12 protein-coding genes are annotated in these 15,914 nt (G+C 50.5%); 11 read left to right on the top strand and 1 reads right to left on the bottom strand.

The features are described from left to right. The first annotated feature begins 23 nt into the window (after positions 1-23). From INT19_RS16170 to INT19_RS16135, 8 genes are all read left to right on the top strand, one after another. On the top strand, positions 24-704 hold the full coding sequence (locus INT19_RS16170; RefSeq protein WP_089039040.1) for a TIGR00153 family protein: 681 nt from the start codon (positions 24-26) through the stop codon (positions 702-704). 9 nt (positions 705-713) lie between these two features. Further along, entirely contained in the window at positions 714-1,979 is a 1,266-nt protein-coding gene (locus INT19_RS16165; protein ID WP_193061491.1) for an inorganic phosphate transporter, read from the top strand. Positions 1,980-2,125: 146 nt separating this feature from the next. Continuing rightward, positions 2,126-3,439, top strand: a complete 1,314-nt coding sequence (gene argA, locus INT19_RS16160) for an amino-acid N-acetyltransferase (protein ID WP_193061490.1) — start codon at positions 2,126-2,128, stop codon at positions 3,437-3,439. Positions 3,440-3,693: 254 nt separating this feature from the next. Further along, positions 3,694-4,431: a glutamine ABC transporter substrate-binding protein GlnH gene (glnH, locus tag INT19_RS16155; protein ID WP_193061489.1), complete on the top strand. Its 738-nt coding sequence runs from the start codon at positions 3,694-3,696 to the stop codon at positions 4,429-4,431. 67 nt (positions 4,432-4,498) lie between these two features. Beyond that, positions 4,499-5,155: a glutamine ABC transporter permease GlnP gene (glnP, locus tag INT19_RS16150; RefSeq protein WP_193061488.1), complete on the top strand. Its 657-nt coding sequence runs from the start codon at positions 4,499-4,501 to the stop codon at positions 5,153-5,155. Beyond that, on the top strand, positions 5,152-5,880 hold the full coding sequence (gene glnQ / locus INT19_RS16145) for a glutamine ABC transporter ATP-binding protein GlnQ (RefSeq protein ID WP_193061487.1): 729 nt from the start codon (positions 5,152-5,154) through the stop codon (positions 5,878-5,880). Before glnP ends, glnQ begins: the two co-directional genes overlap by 4 nt. After that, positions 5,873-6,904 (top strand): C45 family autoproteolytic acyltransferase/hydolase, encoded by a 1,032-nt coding sequence (locus tag INT19_RS16140; protein ID WP_193061486.1) that lies wholly within the window; start codon positions 5,873-5,875, stop codon positions 6,902-6,904. Before glnQ ends, INT19_RS16140 begins: the two co-directional genes overlap by 8 nt. Further along, a complete protein-coding gene (locus tag INT19_RS16135) occupies positions 6,876-7,829 on the top strand; it encodes a MurR/RpiR family transcriptional regulator (RefSeq protein WP_193061485.1) in 954 nt (317 codons plus the stop codon). The genes INT19_RS16140 and INT19_RS16135 overlap by 29 nt, the downstream gene beginning before the upstream one ends. 3 nt (positions 7,830-7,832) lie before the next feature. Here the strand turns inward: INT19_RS16135 and xseA are convergent, their stop codons facing one another. Then, a complete protein-coding gene (gene xseA, locus INT19_RS16130; protein WP_193061484.1) occupies positions 7,833-9,173 on the bottom strand; it encodes an exodeoxyribonuclease VII large subunit in 1,341 nt (446 codons plus the stop codon). Between the two features lie 175 nt (positions 9,174-9,348). On the opposite strand from xseA, the gene guaB reads away from it, so the two are divergent. The 3 genes from guaB to INT19_RS16115 all read left to right on the top strand — a co-directional run bounded on the left by guaB (position 9,349) and on the right by INT19_RS16115 (position 15,300). After that, the gene (gene guaB / locus INT19_RS16125) at positions 9,349-10,818 is read left to right on the top strand and encodes an IMP dehydrogenase (RefSeq protein WP_038481789.1); all 1,470 of its coding nucleotides are present in this window, start codon (positions 9,349-9,351) and stop codon (positions 10,816-10,818) included. A 96-nt stretch (positions 10,819-10,914) separates the two neighbouring features. Beyond that, on the top strand, positions 10,915-12,492 hold the full coding sequence (gene guaA / locus INT19_RS16120; RefSeq protein ID WP_120387289.1) for a glutamine-hydrolyzing GMP synthase: 1,578 nt from the start codon (positions 10,915-10,917) through the stop codon (positions 12,490-12,492). Between the two features lie 132 nt (positions 12,493-12,624). Then, on the top strand, positions 12,625-15,300 hold the full coding sequence (locus tag INT19_RS16115) for an NACHT domain-containing protein (RefSeq protein WP_193061483.1): 2,676 nt from the start codon (positions 12,625-12,627) through the stop codon (positions 15,298-15,300). Positions 15,301-15,914 lie beyond the last annotated feature (614 nt).

The following is a 15,914-nucleotide window of genomic DNA, read 5'->3' as shown; positions in this document are numbered from 1 at the left end:
CCCGAAAACAGGCTAAAGGCTATATGGTTACCTCCAACCCTTTTTCCGCGATGTTTGGCCGCTCGCCATTCCAGCCGCTGCTGGCCCACATCGTCAAGGCCAATGAATGTGCCGACCAACTGTTGCCGTTCTTCGAAGCATCGCTTGCCGGTGATTGGGATACCGCAGCTGTACTGCGTGAAAACGTTACCCGCTTAGAGCATGACGCCGACACGTTGAAAACAGAGCTTCGGCTTAACCTGCCCAATACGATGTTCCTTCCCGTCTCGCGGTCCGACTTGCTCGACCTTATCAGCGTGCAGGATAAAATCGCCAACAAGGTGCGCGACATTACCGGCATTATGCTGGGGCGTAAAATGCGTGTGCCCAATGAGCTGGCCGATCCCATGCGCGATTATATGCGTACCAGCGTGGCGTGTGTGTCCCAGGCTCGCCAAGCGCTTGAAGAGCTGAAAGAGCTGCTTGAGTCCGGTTTTGGACGCAATGTTTCCGATGTTATCCAGAATATGATCCGTGAGCTGCACACACTTGAGCACCAAGCCGACAGCCAGCAGATCGCGATACGTCGCCAACTGTTTGAGCTTGAAAGCCAACTTCCGCCTGTTGATGTGATTTTCCTTTACAAAATCATTGAGTGGGTCGGTGAAGTTTCTGATCGCGCTGAACGCGTGGGCAGCCGCCTACAGATTTTGACCGCACGCTAAGGGGTACCCATGCAGATTATTGCCCAGCACGGTGAAATTTTTATCATCCTGGCCTGTTTGTTTGGCTTTTTTATGGCTTGGGGCGTTGGCGCGAATGATGTTGCCAATGCGATGGGGACCTCGGTGGGGTCGAAAGCGATCACCATCAAACAAGCAATTTTGATTGCGGTAGTCTTTGAATTTTTAGGCGCATGGCTGGCGGGTGGTGAGGTGACCAACACCATTCGTAAAGGCATTATTGACCCAGAATTGCTCCAGGAAGATCCACAGTTACTAGTGTACGGTATGTTATCAGCGCTGCTAGCAGCGGGTACTTGGTTACTGGCAGCATCGATGAAAGGTTGGCCGGTTTCCACGACGCATTCCATTGTAGGCGCCATTGTGGGCTTTGCCGTAGCGGGATTGGGTGCCTCTACGGTTGATTGGGGCGCTGTTGGCACCATTGCAGCAAGCTGGGTCGTTTCTCCTCTTTTAGCGGGTACTATCGGCTTCGTGCTGTTCAAATCAGTGCACCACCTGATTTTTGAAAATGATAATCCCTTTATGGCTGCCAAACGCTATGTGCCGGGCTACGTATTTTTGGTTGGTTTTATTGTGGCGATGGTCACGCTAACCAAAGGTCTGTCTCACGTTGGGCTAGACCTGACCTTTAGTCAAAGCCTGCTGCTGTCTATCTTGTTAGGACTTGTGATCATGGGTGTAGGCCTGTTGATGCAGCGTCGTATCAAGTTTGAGAAAAATGCCAACGATCACTTTGGATACGCCAATGTTGAGCGGGTCTTCGGCGTATTAATGATCTTTACTGCGTGCGCCATGGCGTTTGCTCACGGCTCTAACGACGTTGCGAACGCGGTTGGCCCGCTAGCGGCGGTCATTAGCGTGGTACAAACTGGCGGCCAAATTGAAGGCTCTGCGTTGGTGCCCTGGTGGGTATTGGTACTGGGCGGTGCTGGCATCGTGGTGGGCTTAGTAACTTACGGCCACAAAGTCATTGCCACCGTGGGAACCGGTATTACTGAACTCACTCCCAGCCGTGGCTTTGCTGCCACGCTGGCAGCCGCGACCACAGTGGTATTAGCTTCCGGCACGGGTCTGCCAATTTCAACCACCCACACACTGGTGGGGGCGATATTAGGCGTAGGGCTTGCCCGGGGTATGGCGGCGCTTAACCTGCGTGTTATTGGCACCATCGCCATGTCCTGGCTGATTACGCTACCTGCCGGGGCTGGTTTGGCTATTCTGTTCTTCTTTATGTTCAAAGGCATGTTTGGTTAACAGCAAGGGGTAACTCCGCCCTATACGTGACTGCTTGGCCAAACGCACAGCGGCATCTTCTTTTACACAAGAAGGTGCCGCTGTTTTTTATGCTCTGTTAAAGTAAACGCTGATACTTTCATTCACCTGCTGCCGGAGAGCGGCCCTTGGACACACGCTTCCCTTTTGTTGATTGGTTTCGTAATGCTTCGCCCTACATTAATGCGCACCGGGGACGAACCTTTGTCATCTTAATTGAGGGCGAAGCCATGGCGTCTGGCCGAGGAGAGCAACTGATTCAAGATTTAGCGCTGCTACACACCCTGGGGGTGCGGCTAGTTGTGGTGTTTGGTATTCGCCCACAAGTGCATGACGCATTGACGGCTGCCGGTGTCGAGCCAACACGGGTGGATGGTCGCTGGGTAGCTGATCGAGCGGTGATGGCTCACGTGGAACAGGTGGCCGCACACCAGCGCTTATGGCTAGAAGCTCGTCTTTCCTTGGGGCTGCCTAGCACGCCGCTACACGGTGTAGAGCTTAGCGTGATTTCCGGTAACTTGGTGACCGCTAAGCCATTAGGGGTGCGTGAAGGCATCGATTTTGATCACAGTGGTGAAGTCCGCCGAGTGCGTTCGAGCGCTATTGAAGGGCTGTTGGAAAAAGGCTCACTGGTGCTGCTGCCGCCGCTGGGCTTCTCCAGCACAGGTGAAGTGTTTGATTTAGATGCCTCGGAAGTCGCACAACAGGCTGCCGTCGCGCTGAAAGCGGATAAGCTGATTCTATTAGGCGAGTCGGAAGGGCTTGAAGACGAACACGGTGCACTATTGCGCCAGCTTTCCCCGGCAGAGGCCGAGCCGCGCCTGCAACAGGCGTTACCGGGCAGTGAGCTGGCACGCCACTTGAACGCCGCCTGCACCGCCGCCAGAGAAGGGGTGGCGCGCACCCACCTGCTTTCCTGGCGCAACCACGATGCGCTGTTAGGGGAACTGTTCACCCGTGACGGCGTTGGCACCATGATCACCCAACACCGCTACGAGCAACTGCGCCCAGCCACGTTGAACGACGTCGCTGGCCTGCTAGAGCTGCTGGAGCCACTGGAGCGACGTGGCATGTTGGTGGCTCGTTCGCGGGAACGCCTAGAGCACGAAATCGACGACTACATGGTCATCGAACGTGATGGCATGGTGATTGGCTGTGCAGCATTGCATGTTTTTCCAGACACCACGGTGGGGGAAATGGCCTGTGTCGCGGTGCACGGTAACTATCGCGGCGGTGAGCGCGGCGAGCGCTTAGTGGAAGCGTTAGAACGCCGCGCCCGGCAGCGTGGGCTTTCCGAAATGTTTGTGTTAACTACCCACACGGCTCACTGGTTTGTCGAACACGGCTTCCGTGCTGCAAGCTTAGATGATCTGCCGCCGCTAAAACGCGAAGCCTACAACCACGCCCGAAAATCCAAGGTGTTGGTGAAAAATCTAGCCTAAAAACGCTTACTTAAAGAGAAATATCTAGATGAGCCGGGTGTCTTTGCGACACCCGGTTTCGTATGCGTGTAAAAAATAAATGAAAATATTTGGTCATTTTATGTATTTGTGCAATTATATTTGCAGATATGCTTGTAGATAAAACCAGCAAAGCCAATCCAAGCCCATCTAAACCAAACCAATAACAACACCGTTATCTACACGCTACGTCACTCACACATAACCAATAACATCGACGTCACGAGGACTTCTCCATGAAAACACTAACCACGTTAATGGCTGCTACTGCATTTTCTCTCACTGCAGCGACTGCCGCCGCAGACAAGCTAGTGGTTGCCACTGATACTGCCTTTGTGCCCTTTGAGTTTGCTCAAGACGGTGAATATGTCGGTTTTGATATCGATATGTGGACAATGATTGCCGAAGAGCTTGAGCTGGAGTTCGAACTAAGGCCAATGGATTTCAATGGCATTATTCCCGGCCTGCAGACTGGCCAGTTAGATGTTGCCCTGGCGGGGATTACTATCCGTGAAGACCGTGCCGAGGTGATTGATTTTTCAGATGGCTACTACGAAAGCGGCTTCCGCATCATGGTGCCAATTGATAGTGATATCGAAAGTGCTGAAGACTTAGCAGGTAAAATGCTGGCCGTTCGCACCGGCACCTCTGCTGCTGACTATGCACGGGAAAACTTCACCGACACCGAGCTACGCCAGTTCCCCAATATCGACAATGCCTACCTGGAGTTACGCACCGGCCGCGTTGATGCCGCGATGCATGATACGCCCAATGTTCTCTACTACATTGCCACCGCTGGTGACGGCCAAGTAAAAGCCGTGGGTGAGCAGATGATGGCGCACGAGTATGGCATTGCGTTTCCCAAGGGAAGCGAGCTGGTCGAGCCAGTTAACCAAGCATTAGCGGCTATGCGGGAAGATGGCCGCTACGACGAAATTTATGCGAAGTGGTTCGGCGAATCGCCCAACGAATAATCTCCTGAAATTTTATTTACTAGCGGAGGGCTTCCTCCGCTGACGTTGGATTGTCAGGAGAGTCTAGATGAATATCGATTGGTCGATTGTTATAGGGTTTTTGCCCGCGTTGCTCAATGGCGCAAAAATCACGCTGTATATCACCGTAACGGGGTTGATCGGTGGTATTACGCTGGGGGCTGTTATTGGCCTGATGCGCGCCTACGGCGGCTATATCCTCAATACACTGGCGTTTATCTACGTCGAAATTATTCGAGGTACGCCGATTGTTGTACAGGTGATGTTTCTGTATTTCGCCTTGCCGGTGCTGGTGGATATCCGCATTGACCCGATGACGACAGCAATCCTTGCGATTGTCATTAATGCTGGGGCGTACGTTGCTGAGATTGTGCGTGGCGCAGTGCTGTCGATTTCAAAAGGATTAACCGAGGCAGGACGTGCTATCGGTTTGCCGCGCTGGAAAGTGGTGGTCTATATCGTTGGACCGCTCGCCTTTCGCCGCTTGATTCCACCGCTGGGTAACCAGTGCATTGTCAGCCTGAAAGATACTTCCTTGTTTATTGTGATCGGTGTCGGCGAACTGACGCGCACCGGCCAGGAAATCATGGCGGCTAACTTCCGTGCAGTCGAAATATGGACGGCGGTTGCCGTGTTCTACCTGATTATGACCGGCACGTTGTCGCTGCTGCTGCGTATCGTTGAGAAGCGGATGAGGATCTTATGAGCGCCATCATAGAATTCAAGAATGTGTCCAAGCACTTTGGCCCGCTTAAGGTACTTGATAAGGTTGATCTGGATATCAATCGTGGCGAAGTGGTCGTGCTCATAGGACCATCCGGTTCTGGAAAATCCACCTTGTTGCGCTGTATTAACGGGCTGGAAATGATCACCTCGGGTGACCTTCTCGTTGATGGCATGAGCGTTAAGGGAGGCAACAAAACGCTGCGCGAAATTCGCCAGGAAGCGGGCATGGTCTTCCAGCAATTCAACCTATTTCCACAAATGACAGCGCTGGAAAATGTGGCCTTTGGCCAACGCCATGTGCGCAAAATGGGACGTAAGGCGGCTGATAATAGTGCCCAGGGGCTATTGGAAAAAGTCGGCCTGGGGGATAAATCGAAACACTATCCTCATGAGCTTTCTGGTGGGCAGCAGCAGCGGGTCGCTATTGCTCGGGCGTTGGCGATCAAACCCAAAGTAATGCTGTTTGATGAGCCTACCTCAGCGCTTGACCCTGAGCTTAAGCAGGAAGTACTGAATGTTATGCAGAAATTGGCAGAAGAGCAGATGACCATGGTGGTGGTGACCCATGAGATGTCCTTCGCCAAACAGGTTGGCACGCGCTTGATTTTTATGGAACACGGTAAAATTGCGGTTGATGCCAACCCTGTTGATGTCATTGATAACCCGCCTAATGACCGGATGAAGGACTTTCTGCGCCATGTCTAAACAAACGAGCTCTATTGGCTGGCAGATTATCAATGGGCAGCCACGCGACATCGGCGTTGCCCTTGGGCGCGCAGGGCGTGATGCGGTGCATCGCTTTTTGCTGCCAAGCGCTATCTGGGCTGAAATTAACGACCCGATTCACCGGAACGCTGTTGCTATCATGGCAGCCAATACGCAGCGTGATTTTCCTCAAGTGTGGGAAGAGCTAGAGGGGCTTGCGGAAGGTCTTAGCCTACCTATTGAAGCGGTATTTGCCTGGAACTGCCGGGGTGACCTGTTGGCCCATGCACCGGACGGCTGCACGACCTTGGTTCTCCCCGGAGAAACGCCGCTGGTGGCGCATAATGAGGATGGCCTGCCATTCTTCCGTGGCCACTGTTTTATGGCTGAAGTGACATCAGCAATGGGAGAGGGGTTTACCGCTTTCTGCTATCCCGGCTCGATACCGGGCCACACGCTGGCGTTTACCCGCCAGGGCTGGGTGCAGGCGGTCAATAATTTGCGCTTGCTCAATGTGACGCCCAGGGTGCCAAGAATGGTGTTAGGCCGGGCGGCTTTAAGCCAACCCAATGTGGCCGGTGTCGTGGCACTGCTGCAGCATTACAATGAGTGCGGCGGCTTTCATTTTTCGCTTGCCGAATGCGGGCAGCGAGAGGTGATGAGTATTGAGTTTGGTGGTGGGGATGCTGCCCAGATAGCGCTAAATGCCCCCAGCGTGCATGCTAATCATGCGCTGTATCACCCCAGTGGTCTGGCATCGCAATGGGTTACTGATTCCTCACGAGACCGACAGCAGCGTGGAGATCAGCTGCTAGCGGAAGGAGAGACTGCGCCGCTGGCTATCCTGCATGATCAACAAGCCAGCGGCCTGCCCATTCTGCGACTGAGTGCTGACGACCCTGATCACGAGAATACTCTGGTCACGGCGGTCATGCGTCTTGAAGTGGATGGTGTAGCATGGCAACTTTATGATCGCCCTGGAGCGCCACCCGCTTATGACGGAAAACTCTTCTTCGCAAGTTGACTCTTCGCCCTCTAAACACTCGATAGCTGAGCGCCAGCCCCCGGAAACCGTTGACGGTCTGCGTGAACTGGCGCTTAGCATTGCCCGGGGCGAGAGCGAGCTACGTCTTGGCCCCAAATCGCGAGAAGTGCTGGCACGCCTGATCGACCTTCAGGGGGATCAGGTGCTGCTGTCTATTTCTTCGGCAGCTCGTCGGCTAGAGGTCAACCCATCGAGTATTTCTCGTTTGGCACGCTCTCTCGGTTATGCCCGTTTCAGCGATCTACAAAGAGTTCTGCTGAGCGCGAGCTTTACCTCTTCTGCCTCTTTTTACCGCGACCATGCTGCCAGCGCGTTGGCTGCCGACAAGCGCAGTTTGCATGTCCAGGCGGAGCAGCTATGCGCTGAAAATAAGCACAATATCGACCGCTTTCTGCAAGGGGTGAAGCATGATGATATTGAAACTTTCGCCCGAACAGTGATCAATGCGCCCAGGGTTCGGTTGTACGGAGTGCGTCAGTTTCATGCGCTGTGCAGTTTCTCAGCCTACGGGTTAGGCATGTTGCGCCCTGATGTAGCGCTGCTTAGCGACGCTACCAATGGGGTTGCGGAAGGGCTGGCGTCGATGTCCGAAGGTGACGTACTGATTGCCGCCAGTTGCCAGCCCTATACGCGCCAAGTGGTGGATGTGTGCCGGATGGCGCAGGCTCATGGCATTCAAACCTTGGCCGTAACCGACTACGCCAGCTCCGCACTGGTTGAGTATGCCCAGGTATCTATCCTGGTGCCCCATGAAAGCAGCTTTATTTCCAACAGCATGGTGGCTTATTTTGCCGCCATGGAGTGCCTGATTAATGCCTGTGCCACGCTGTCAGGAGATGACGCAGGTAAGGCAATTTCGCGGCGGGACCGCTTTATCACCGAGCTGGATATTGAGATGCGCTGAGCGCTACTGCTTGTAGCGCCGCTTTACTTCTACGTTTAGCCTGCCTTCTCCCAGCCGTAGCGAGAGCTTCTGGCCTGGCGCGGTGTCCTCTGCCCGGCGAATGACATGGCCCTTTTCATCCTGGGCAATGGCATAGCCGCGCCCCAACACCGCCAGTGGGCTGATGGCATTTAGTTCACGGGCGGCGCTACTCAAGCGTGCCTGACGCACTTCCAGCGCTCGCTGCATAGCGCTGGCTAAACGGCGCTGGAGCTGACTAACACGCTCTTGCTCTGTTCGGTGCAGGCGCACCATGTCTTGGCTGGCTAAGCGTTTGCTTAACTGGGTGACCCGCACTTGCTGCTGCTGAACGGTTTGCTGTATGGCGCGCTGCAGCCGTTGACAAAGGGCGGTAACGTGCTGGCGTTGACGTTCAAGTTGCTCGCCTGGGTGGCGAAGGCGGGCGCGCAGGGTATCCAGCCGTTGGCTATCCCGCTCTAAGCGTGCCTGCATGGCACGCTGTAAGCGGTTTTCTGCCTGGATTAATTGTTGCTTAAGCGCATGTTGGTCAGGCACCAAACGCTCGGCCGCTGCTGATGGGGTAGGGGCGCGCATATCGGCGGCGAAATCCGCCAGGGTGACATCCACTTCGTGACCCACTGCCGACATCACCGGCAAGCGGGAGTGAAAAATCGCCCGTGCTAGATGCTCGTTATTAAACGCCCACAGGTCTTCTAAGCTACCGCCGCCGCGGGTGATCAGCACCACATCCTGGTCAGGGTCTAAGCGCGCCTGTCGGTTCAGTAACCCCAGTGCCGAAATCATCGCAGGGGCGGCCTCGTTGCCTTGTACAGGCACCGGAATCAGCGTGACATCTGCCAGTGGCCAGCGCGCCGCCAGTACCGCCAATACATCGCGAATGGCTGCGCCGCTGGCGGAACTCAATATCAAAATTTTGCGGGGAGGAAAGGGCAGGGGGCGCGTATTGGCAAACACACCTTCGCCTTCCAACTGCGCTTTTAGGCGCTCAAACGCTGCCAGCAGTTCCCCCAAGCCCGCCGCCTGTACGGCGTCAGCAATCAACTGATAATCGCCGCGCGGTTCGAACAGCGAGACCCGGCCGCGTAGTTTTACCTGATCGCCATCACGCATAGGCGCCGATACAAAACGCGCCCGTTGGCGAAATAGCGCACAGCGAATTTGTGCCCGGTCATCCTTCAAGGTGAAGTAAATATGCCCAGACGCCGGGCGGGAAACATTGGAAAGCTCGCCCTCTACCCACACTTCGCCCACATCGCGCTCAAGGGTCTGTTTGGCACGCTGATTCAACTGACTAACAGAAAGCGCTTGTGGTGTATCGGGCATAGAGCAACCTTAAAAAGAGAGTGAGCGAGTGGGTAGTTTTCGCAAGAATCCTAGCTTATTAGCCATTGGTCTGGATTGAAAACCTTCTTCACATTGCTGGAAAGGCCCTCAAAACGCTATAATAGGGGATTAACTTTCCACGCCCCACTTCCTCTTCTATCAGGGTGTTGCCGCTATGCTACGTATGGCCCAAGAAGCACTTACGTTCGATGACGTACTCCTCGTTCCCGGCTTCTCCGATATTCTGCCCAAGGATGTCAGCCTCAAAACCCGCCTGACCCGCAATATTTCACTCAATATCCCGCTGCTTTCCGCTGCAATGGATACCGTTACCGAAGCGCGTCTAGCAATTGCGATGGCTCAGGAAGGCGGCATCGGCATTATCCATAAGAGCATGACCATGAGTCAGCAAGCCGCTGAAGTGCGTAAGGTTAAAAAGCACGAAAGCGTGATTGTAAAAGATCCAGTCACCGTTAGCCCTAAGGCGAAGCTGGATGACCTGCTGGCGATGGCGCGTGAGAACGGGTTTTCTGGCTTCCCCGTCGTAGAAGGCGAAACCCTGGTAGGTATTGTGACCGAGCGTGATATGCGCTTCCAGCCCAACCACGGCGACAGCGTAGCGGACATCATGACCCCCCGCGAGCGGTTGGTTACCGTCAAGGAAGGCACCGACCTTGAAACCAGCAAAGCCAAAATGCGCGAACACCGCATCGAGAAAATGCTGATCGTCGATGACGAGTTTCATCTGCGCGGTTTGGTAACTTTCCAAGACATCGAAAAAGCCCGCACGTATCCGATGGCTGCCAAAGATAGCGATGGCCGCTTGTTGGTAGGTGCAGCCGTTGGCACTGGCCCGGAAACGCCGGATCGCGTTGCTGCGCTGGCCGAAGCCGGTGTCGATGTGATCATTGTTGATACTGCCCACGGTCACTCTAAAGGCGTTATCGACCGCGTGCGCTGGATTAAAGAGAACTTCCCGAACATTCAAGTGATTGGCGGCAACATCGCCACCGGCGCTGCCGCCAAAGCGCTGGCTGAAGCGGGCGCAGACGCCGTTAAAGTGGGCATTGGCCCCGGTTCTATCTGTACCACACGTATTGTGGCAGGCGTTGGTGTTCCGCAAATCACCGCGGTGTCTAACGTGGCAGAAGCGCTCAAAGAGTTCGATATTCCGCTGATCGCCGACGGCGGCATTCGCTTCTCGGGTGACTTAGCCAAAGCCATCGCCGCTGGCGCAAGCGCCGTGATGGTCGGTGGCCTGCTGGCCGGTACCGAAGAAGCGCCGGGTGAAGTTGAGCTTTACCAAGGCCGTACCTACAAAGCCTACCGTGGCATGGGCTCCATGGGTGCCATGTCTCAGAACCAGGGCAGCGCCGACCGCTACTTCCAAGATAAGAGCGAAGGTGCCGAGAAGCTGGTGCCGGAAGGCATTGAAGGCCGCGTACCCTATAAAGGCATGATGGGCGCTATCGTTCACCAACTGATGGGCGGCCTGCGCGCTTCCATGGGTTACACCGGCTGCCGCAGTGTTGAAGAAATGCGCACCAAGCCGGAATTTGTACAAATTACCAGCGCTGGCTTTAACGAATCCCACGTTCACAACGTGCAGATCACCAAAGAAGCCCCCAACTACCGGGTGAGCTAACCAGCACGTTTAGTTAAATGGCGCGGCGGGCATTGCCCCGCCGCTTGCTTTTTGGCCTTAACAGCGGCACCCACACCGCTTAACCGAGACCCCGCCATGAGTGACATTCACGCCCATAAGATCCTGATTCTCGACTTCGGCTCCCAGTACACCCAACTGATCGCCCGCCGTGTGCGTGAGATCGGTGTATTCTCCGAAATCCGCGCCTTCGACATCACCGAAGAAGAAATTCGCGAATACAACCCGAACGGCATCATCCTGGCCGGTGGCCCGGAATCGGTGACCGAGTTGGATTCCCCGCGAGCACCGGCGTGCGTGTTCGAAATGGGCTTGCCGGTGTTTGGTATCTGCTACGGCATGCAGACCATGGCCGAGCAGCTTGGCGGCAAAGTGGAAGGCTCTAACCAGCGCGAATTTGGCTACGCCCAGATTCAAATCGACGGCGACACCCCGCTGTTCAAAGACATCAAAGACCACATCGATACCGACAGCGGCAAAGGCCTGCTAGACGTATGGATGAGCCACGGCGACAAGGTCTCTCAGGTGCCTGACACCTTCACCGTGACCGCTTCCACGCCGAGCTGCCCGATTGCCGCCATGGCCTGGGAAGAGAAGCAGTTCTACGGCGTGCAGTTCCACCCCGAAGTGACCCACACCCTGCAAGGTCAGCGCATTCTTGAGCACTTCGTGCTGGATATTTGCGGCGCTGAAAAACTCTGGACGCCTGCACAAATCATCGAAGACCAAGTGCAGCGCGTACGCGAGCAAGTGGGTGACCGCCATGTACTGCTTGGCCTTTCCGGTGGTGTCGACTCCTCGGTTGTGGCGGCGTTGCTGCACAAAGCCATTGGCGACCAGTTGACCTGCGTATTCGTCGATAACGGCCTGCTGCGCAAAAACGAAGGCGACCAAGTGATGGAAACCTTCGCCAAGCACATGGGCGTGAAGGTGATCCGTGTCGACGCCGAAGAGCTGTTCCTCGGCAAGCTGAAGGGCGAAAACGACCCGGAAGCCAAGCGCAAGATTATCGGCAACACCTTTATCGACGTGTTCGATGAAGAAGCCAGCAAAATCGACGGCGTCGACTTCCTGGCCCAGGGCACCATCTACCCGGACGTGATTGAATCCGCCGCCTCTAAAACCGGCAAAGCGCACGTGATCAAATCCCACCACAACGTCGGTGGCCTGCCGGAAACCATGAAGCTCAAGCTGGTCGAGCCGCTGCGCGAACTGTTTAAAGACGAAGTGCGCAAACTCGGCCTCGAACTCGGCCTGCCTTACGATATGGTCTACCGCCACCCGTTCCCTGGCCCTGGCCTGGGCGTGCGTATTCTGGGTGAAGTGAAAAAAGAGTACGCCGACATCCTGCGTGATGCCGACGCCATCTACATCGAAGAACTGCGCGCCGCCGGTTGGTACGAAAAAACCAGCCAAGCCTTCGCCGTGTTCCTGCCGGTGAAATCGGTAGGCGTCGTCGGCGACGGCCGCCGCTACGAATGGGTCATCGCACTACGCGCAGTAGAAACCATCGACTTCATGACCGCCCGCTGGGCGCACCTGCCCTACGAGCTGCTGGAGAAGGTATCCAACCGGATTATCAATGAGTTGGAAGGGGTGTCTCGGGTGACTTATGACGTGAGCAGTAAGCCGCCTGCGACGATTGAGTGGGAGTGAGTACTTACTCGCTAGCTCTTTTCTTTATAAACCCGCCGTAGGCGGGTTTTTTTATTTTTATTGATATATTAATTTATCCACAGTTTTTGAGTAGTATCGGAGCTCTATAAAAATGATTTTAGGTGTTTTGAAATGGGAAAAATTTTGGAGTCACTAGCTGCTTTAGGTGAAGATGAGTTTACTAAAGAAATATTAAAACCTCTTTTTGAGGCAATGGGTTACGAAAGAGTAGAATTTAATGGTGGGCCATACGAAAAAGGTAAAGATTTAATAGCTCAGCGACGTATACCGCCTATGAAAGAAATGTTTGTAGTTTATATTCAATCTAAAAAAATAGGCACTTCTCAGAGAACGTTTGATGGTGCGAAATTTACTTCATTGGTACATCAATTGAGACAGTGTTGTACTACAACTGTAAAAGATAATGAAGGGAATGATTTAAAGCCTAATCTCGTTTATTTAGCATGTCCTGAGCAAATAAAGACTAGGTTTCTTGATGAAGTAATGTCTCAGATGATAGGTTTGCCAATAGAGGTGCGACCTTATGATGGAGTGCAAATAATCAATGATATAAGAGATTATAAGCCAGAGCTTCTTGAAAAGCTTCTTCCAATGGGGGAAAAGTTAACTCAGTATTCTACTAGTCTAGATAATAATGAAGAGTTGCTACAAGCGCTCAAAAGTGAGAATAAAGTTATTTTTAATGACTATTATAGTGATTTAAGTTTTTTTGTAGGGTACTTTGATAGCAATCTTCTTCTTCACTTAAATGTTGTTCTTGTCAAAGATAAGATAAATATATTTGAAGACTCATGGGAAGTGACAAGAAAAGAAATTTTATTGCTGAAAGAGAGTTATAATATTTCTGTATTGACACAAGATGTGTCTGAGATAGAGAGTGTTTTTGAAAAATGGAAGGAGGATTATGAATCCATAGAAAATAAAAGTATAATTCAGGAGGTTGATTCAATAGAAAAGGAAATATTAGATTTAAATAATAGGTTGCAGTCTAAGATTAAAGAGCAAAAAGAGCAGCTGAACTTTAGTGGTAAAATTGAAAGGCTTAGTCTTGAAGAAAATGAATATAAGAGAAGGTCAAAAATTATTTCTGAAATTGAGTATTTTTATGATTCAAATAAATGTGTTGATTTAAAATTTGAAATAAGTAAAAAAGAAGAGTCGATAGTTTTTTATAAAGAGCTAGATGTGTTTGTTGATCTCTTGTCTAAAAGAAACTCACTTGGCGAAAAGTTGAATTTTCTTAAAGATAAAAAAGTACCTGCTCCTTTGTATAATCTGGAGATTGATTTTAAAATGATTGAGGATAGAGTTAAATCTATAAGAGAAAAATATCTTAATGGCGTTGTAGATATTAATGATCGAGTTATGAGTTTTCTAGATTTGAAGGATTTTCTTTCAGAGATAGAAAGTTCATTATCTTTTTTATCGCACATTAGAAGCAGTGAAAGCTTTCTCAAAGAAGCAATAGACTTTAAAGTTAGTGCGTCAGGTAAGGATCGAGTATCAATTTCTCCCCATGATGTGTTTGAAACTAAACATGATATTGCTATATACGGGGGAGCAGGAGTTGGTAAAACAACAACCTTAAAAATGTATGCAAGTAGGTATGCTAAAAAAGACAAGCCTGAAGTTATTTATGTTCCACTCAATAGCTTGGTTTCTAAATATAGCAATTTTTTAAAATCAAATGAAAGTGTAAATATTTTAGAAAGTAATTTAATAGCCTCATTAGTTCTTATGAGCAAAAGTTTGATTGTCAATAAAGAAAATATTCGAGAAGTGAATAATATTTTTTCGCTAGGCGGTACGCTAATTCTAGATGGTCTGGATGAGGTGTATAATACTATTCCTAATATACTTTTAGAAATATCTAGTTTGAAGTCAAAAAAGCCTAATCTTCAGTTGATAGTATCAAGTAGAGACTGCGTAAGTTATTTGAAAGATATAAGTTTCTTAGGTATAACGTTGCTCCCGTTTACGAAGCCTCAGCTTATAAGGTTTATTAATGGATGGTTTGGTGATGGTGCTCAAGCCAATAAATTAATTAGTGCTATAGAGAAAAAAGATATATTTGAAAATATAAGAACTCCACTTTTAGCGACTATAACTTGTTCATTAGTAGAAAAAGGTATTGATGCACCTTCTACAGAAAATGAAATATATTCGCAAAGATTGCGTTTGTTAACTGGAGACTATGATGTTCATAAAAAAATAAATAGACAAAAAAATACTAGTGATATGCTTAGACGATGCGCAAAGAAAATAGCATTTTCTATGCATAGAAAAGGTGTAAGGAGTATGCAAAAAAACGAAATTATAAAATATATAAAATCTGACTTTGGTGAAAGTTTCAATGAGAAATTGTTGGAAAGTTGCGTTGTTGATTTAATTGATCCTTGTAATGTTATTGTTTACGATTCTCATTCGGACAGCTACACGTTTGGGCATTTTAGGTATCAAGAACATTTGGCTTCAGAAGAGATTAGCTCTAATAGAGAAGTAGATATACTTGAGCTTTTGTTTGATGATTGGTGGAGGGGGACTCTATGCTTATATGCTCAAGAAAATGATTTTTGTTCTTTGATAGAAAATTGTTATAACAGGTATGGAAGTATAAAAAGAGCTCGTATAACACTCGACGCTATGATAAAAAATACTACTAAAAGTAAAAGGCCAAGACATTTAGAGATTTTTAATAATTATAGTAGTCTAAGCGATTTCGAAGCTGGTCTTTACAAAGATAGTTATCTTGATGGCTGGGATGATCCCAATGATCTTATAAGGTAGAGTTTTATAAATATCTTATTTTAAACCGTATAGGTTTTGTTTTAGTCGACAATTCCAAGTTGTTGGTTTCTTGTGTTAATAACAAGATGTTATGACGGGCATTGTCAACAGTGAATGCCATAAAGCGCGCGCACTGGATCCAACTGATTATTTGTATCCAGTGTGGGTAGATTATATTCCATTTATTTCTCACTAACCCAAAACTGATGAACCTCATACTAGGCAGAAATAGCACCCTTGGTAGTGGTGCGCTTCACCGTCGATAATGGCTGCTTGTTTGGGGAAATCGGCAGCTGCATAGAAAAGTGCATCATTATGCTTGAGGCAATCCATACAGTGACAAAATCTTATCCGAAGCGGCTCGCAATTGACGCTATTCGGATTTTAAAGTAGACACAGTTACCCCCTAGTTGATCCATAGCTAGCCTATCAAAGTTGCATCACTAGCCCATGAGCCGAATATCAACCATAATCGGCTCATAATATGATCTGAATAGGCGGGGCAATCGTCTCATGTATATCTGGGAACAACGCAATTGGCTGCACTTTGAGTGGGATGAACCTGCTTTACGTAAGCGCCCATAAATCAGCACCTACAGCCACGCCCTGAAATT

The sequence above is a fragment of the Halomonas sp. 3A7M genome, assembly GCF_014897875.1.
Lineage (GTDB): Bacteria > Pseudomonadota > Gammaproteobacteria > Pseudomonadales > Halomonadaceae > Vreelandella.
The sequence above is the reverse complement of the archived record's forward strand: the minus strand, read 5'-3'. Positions and strand labels throughout refer to the sequence as shown.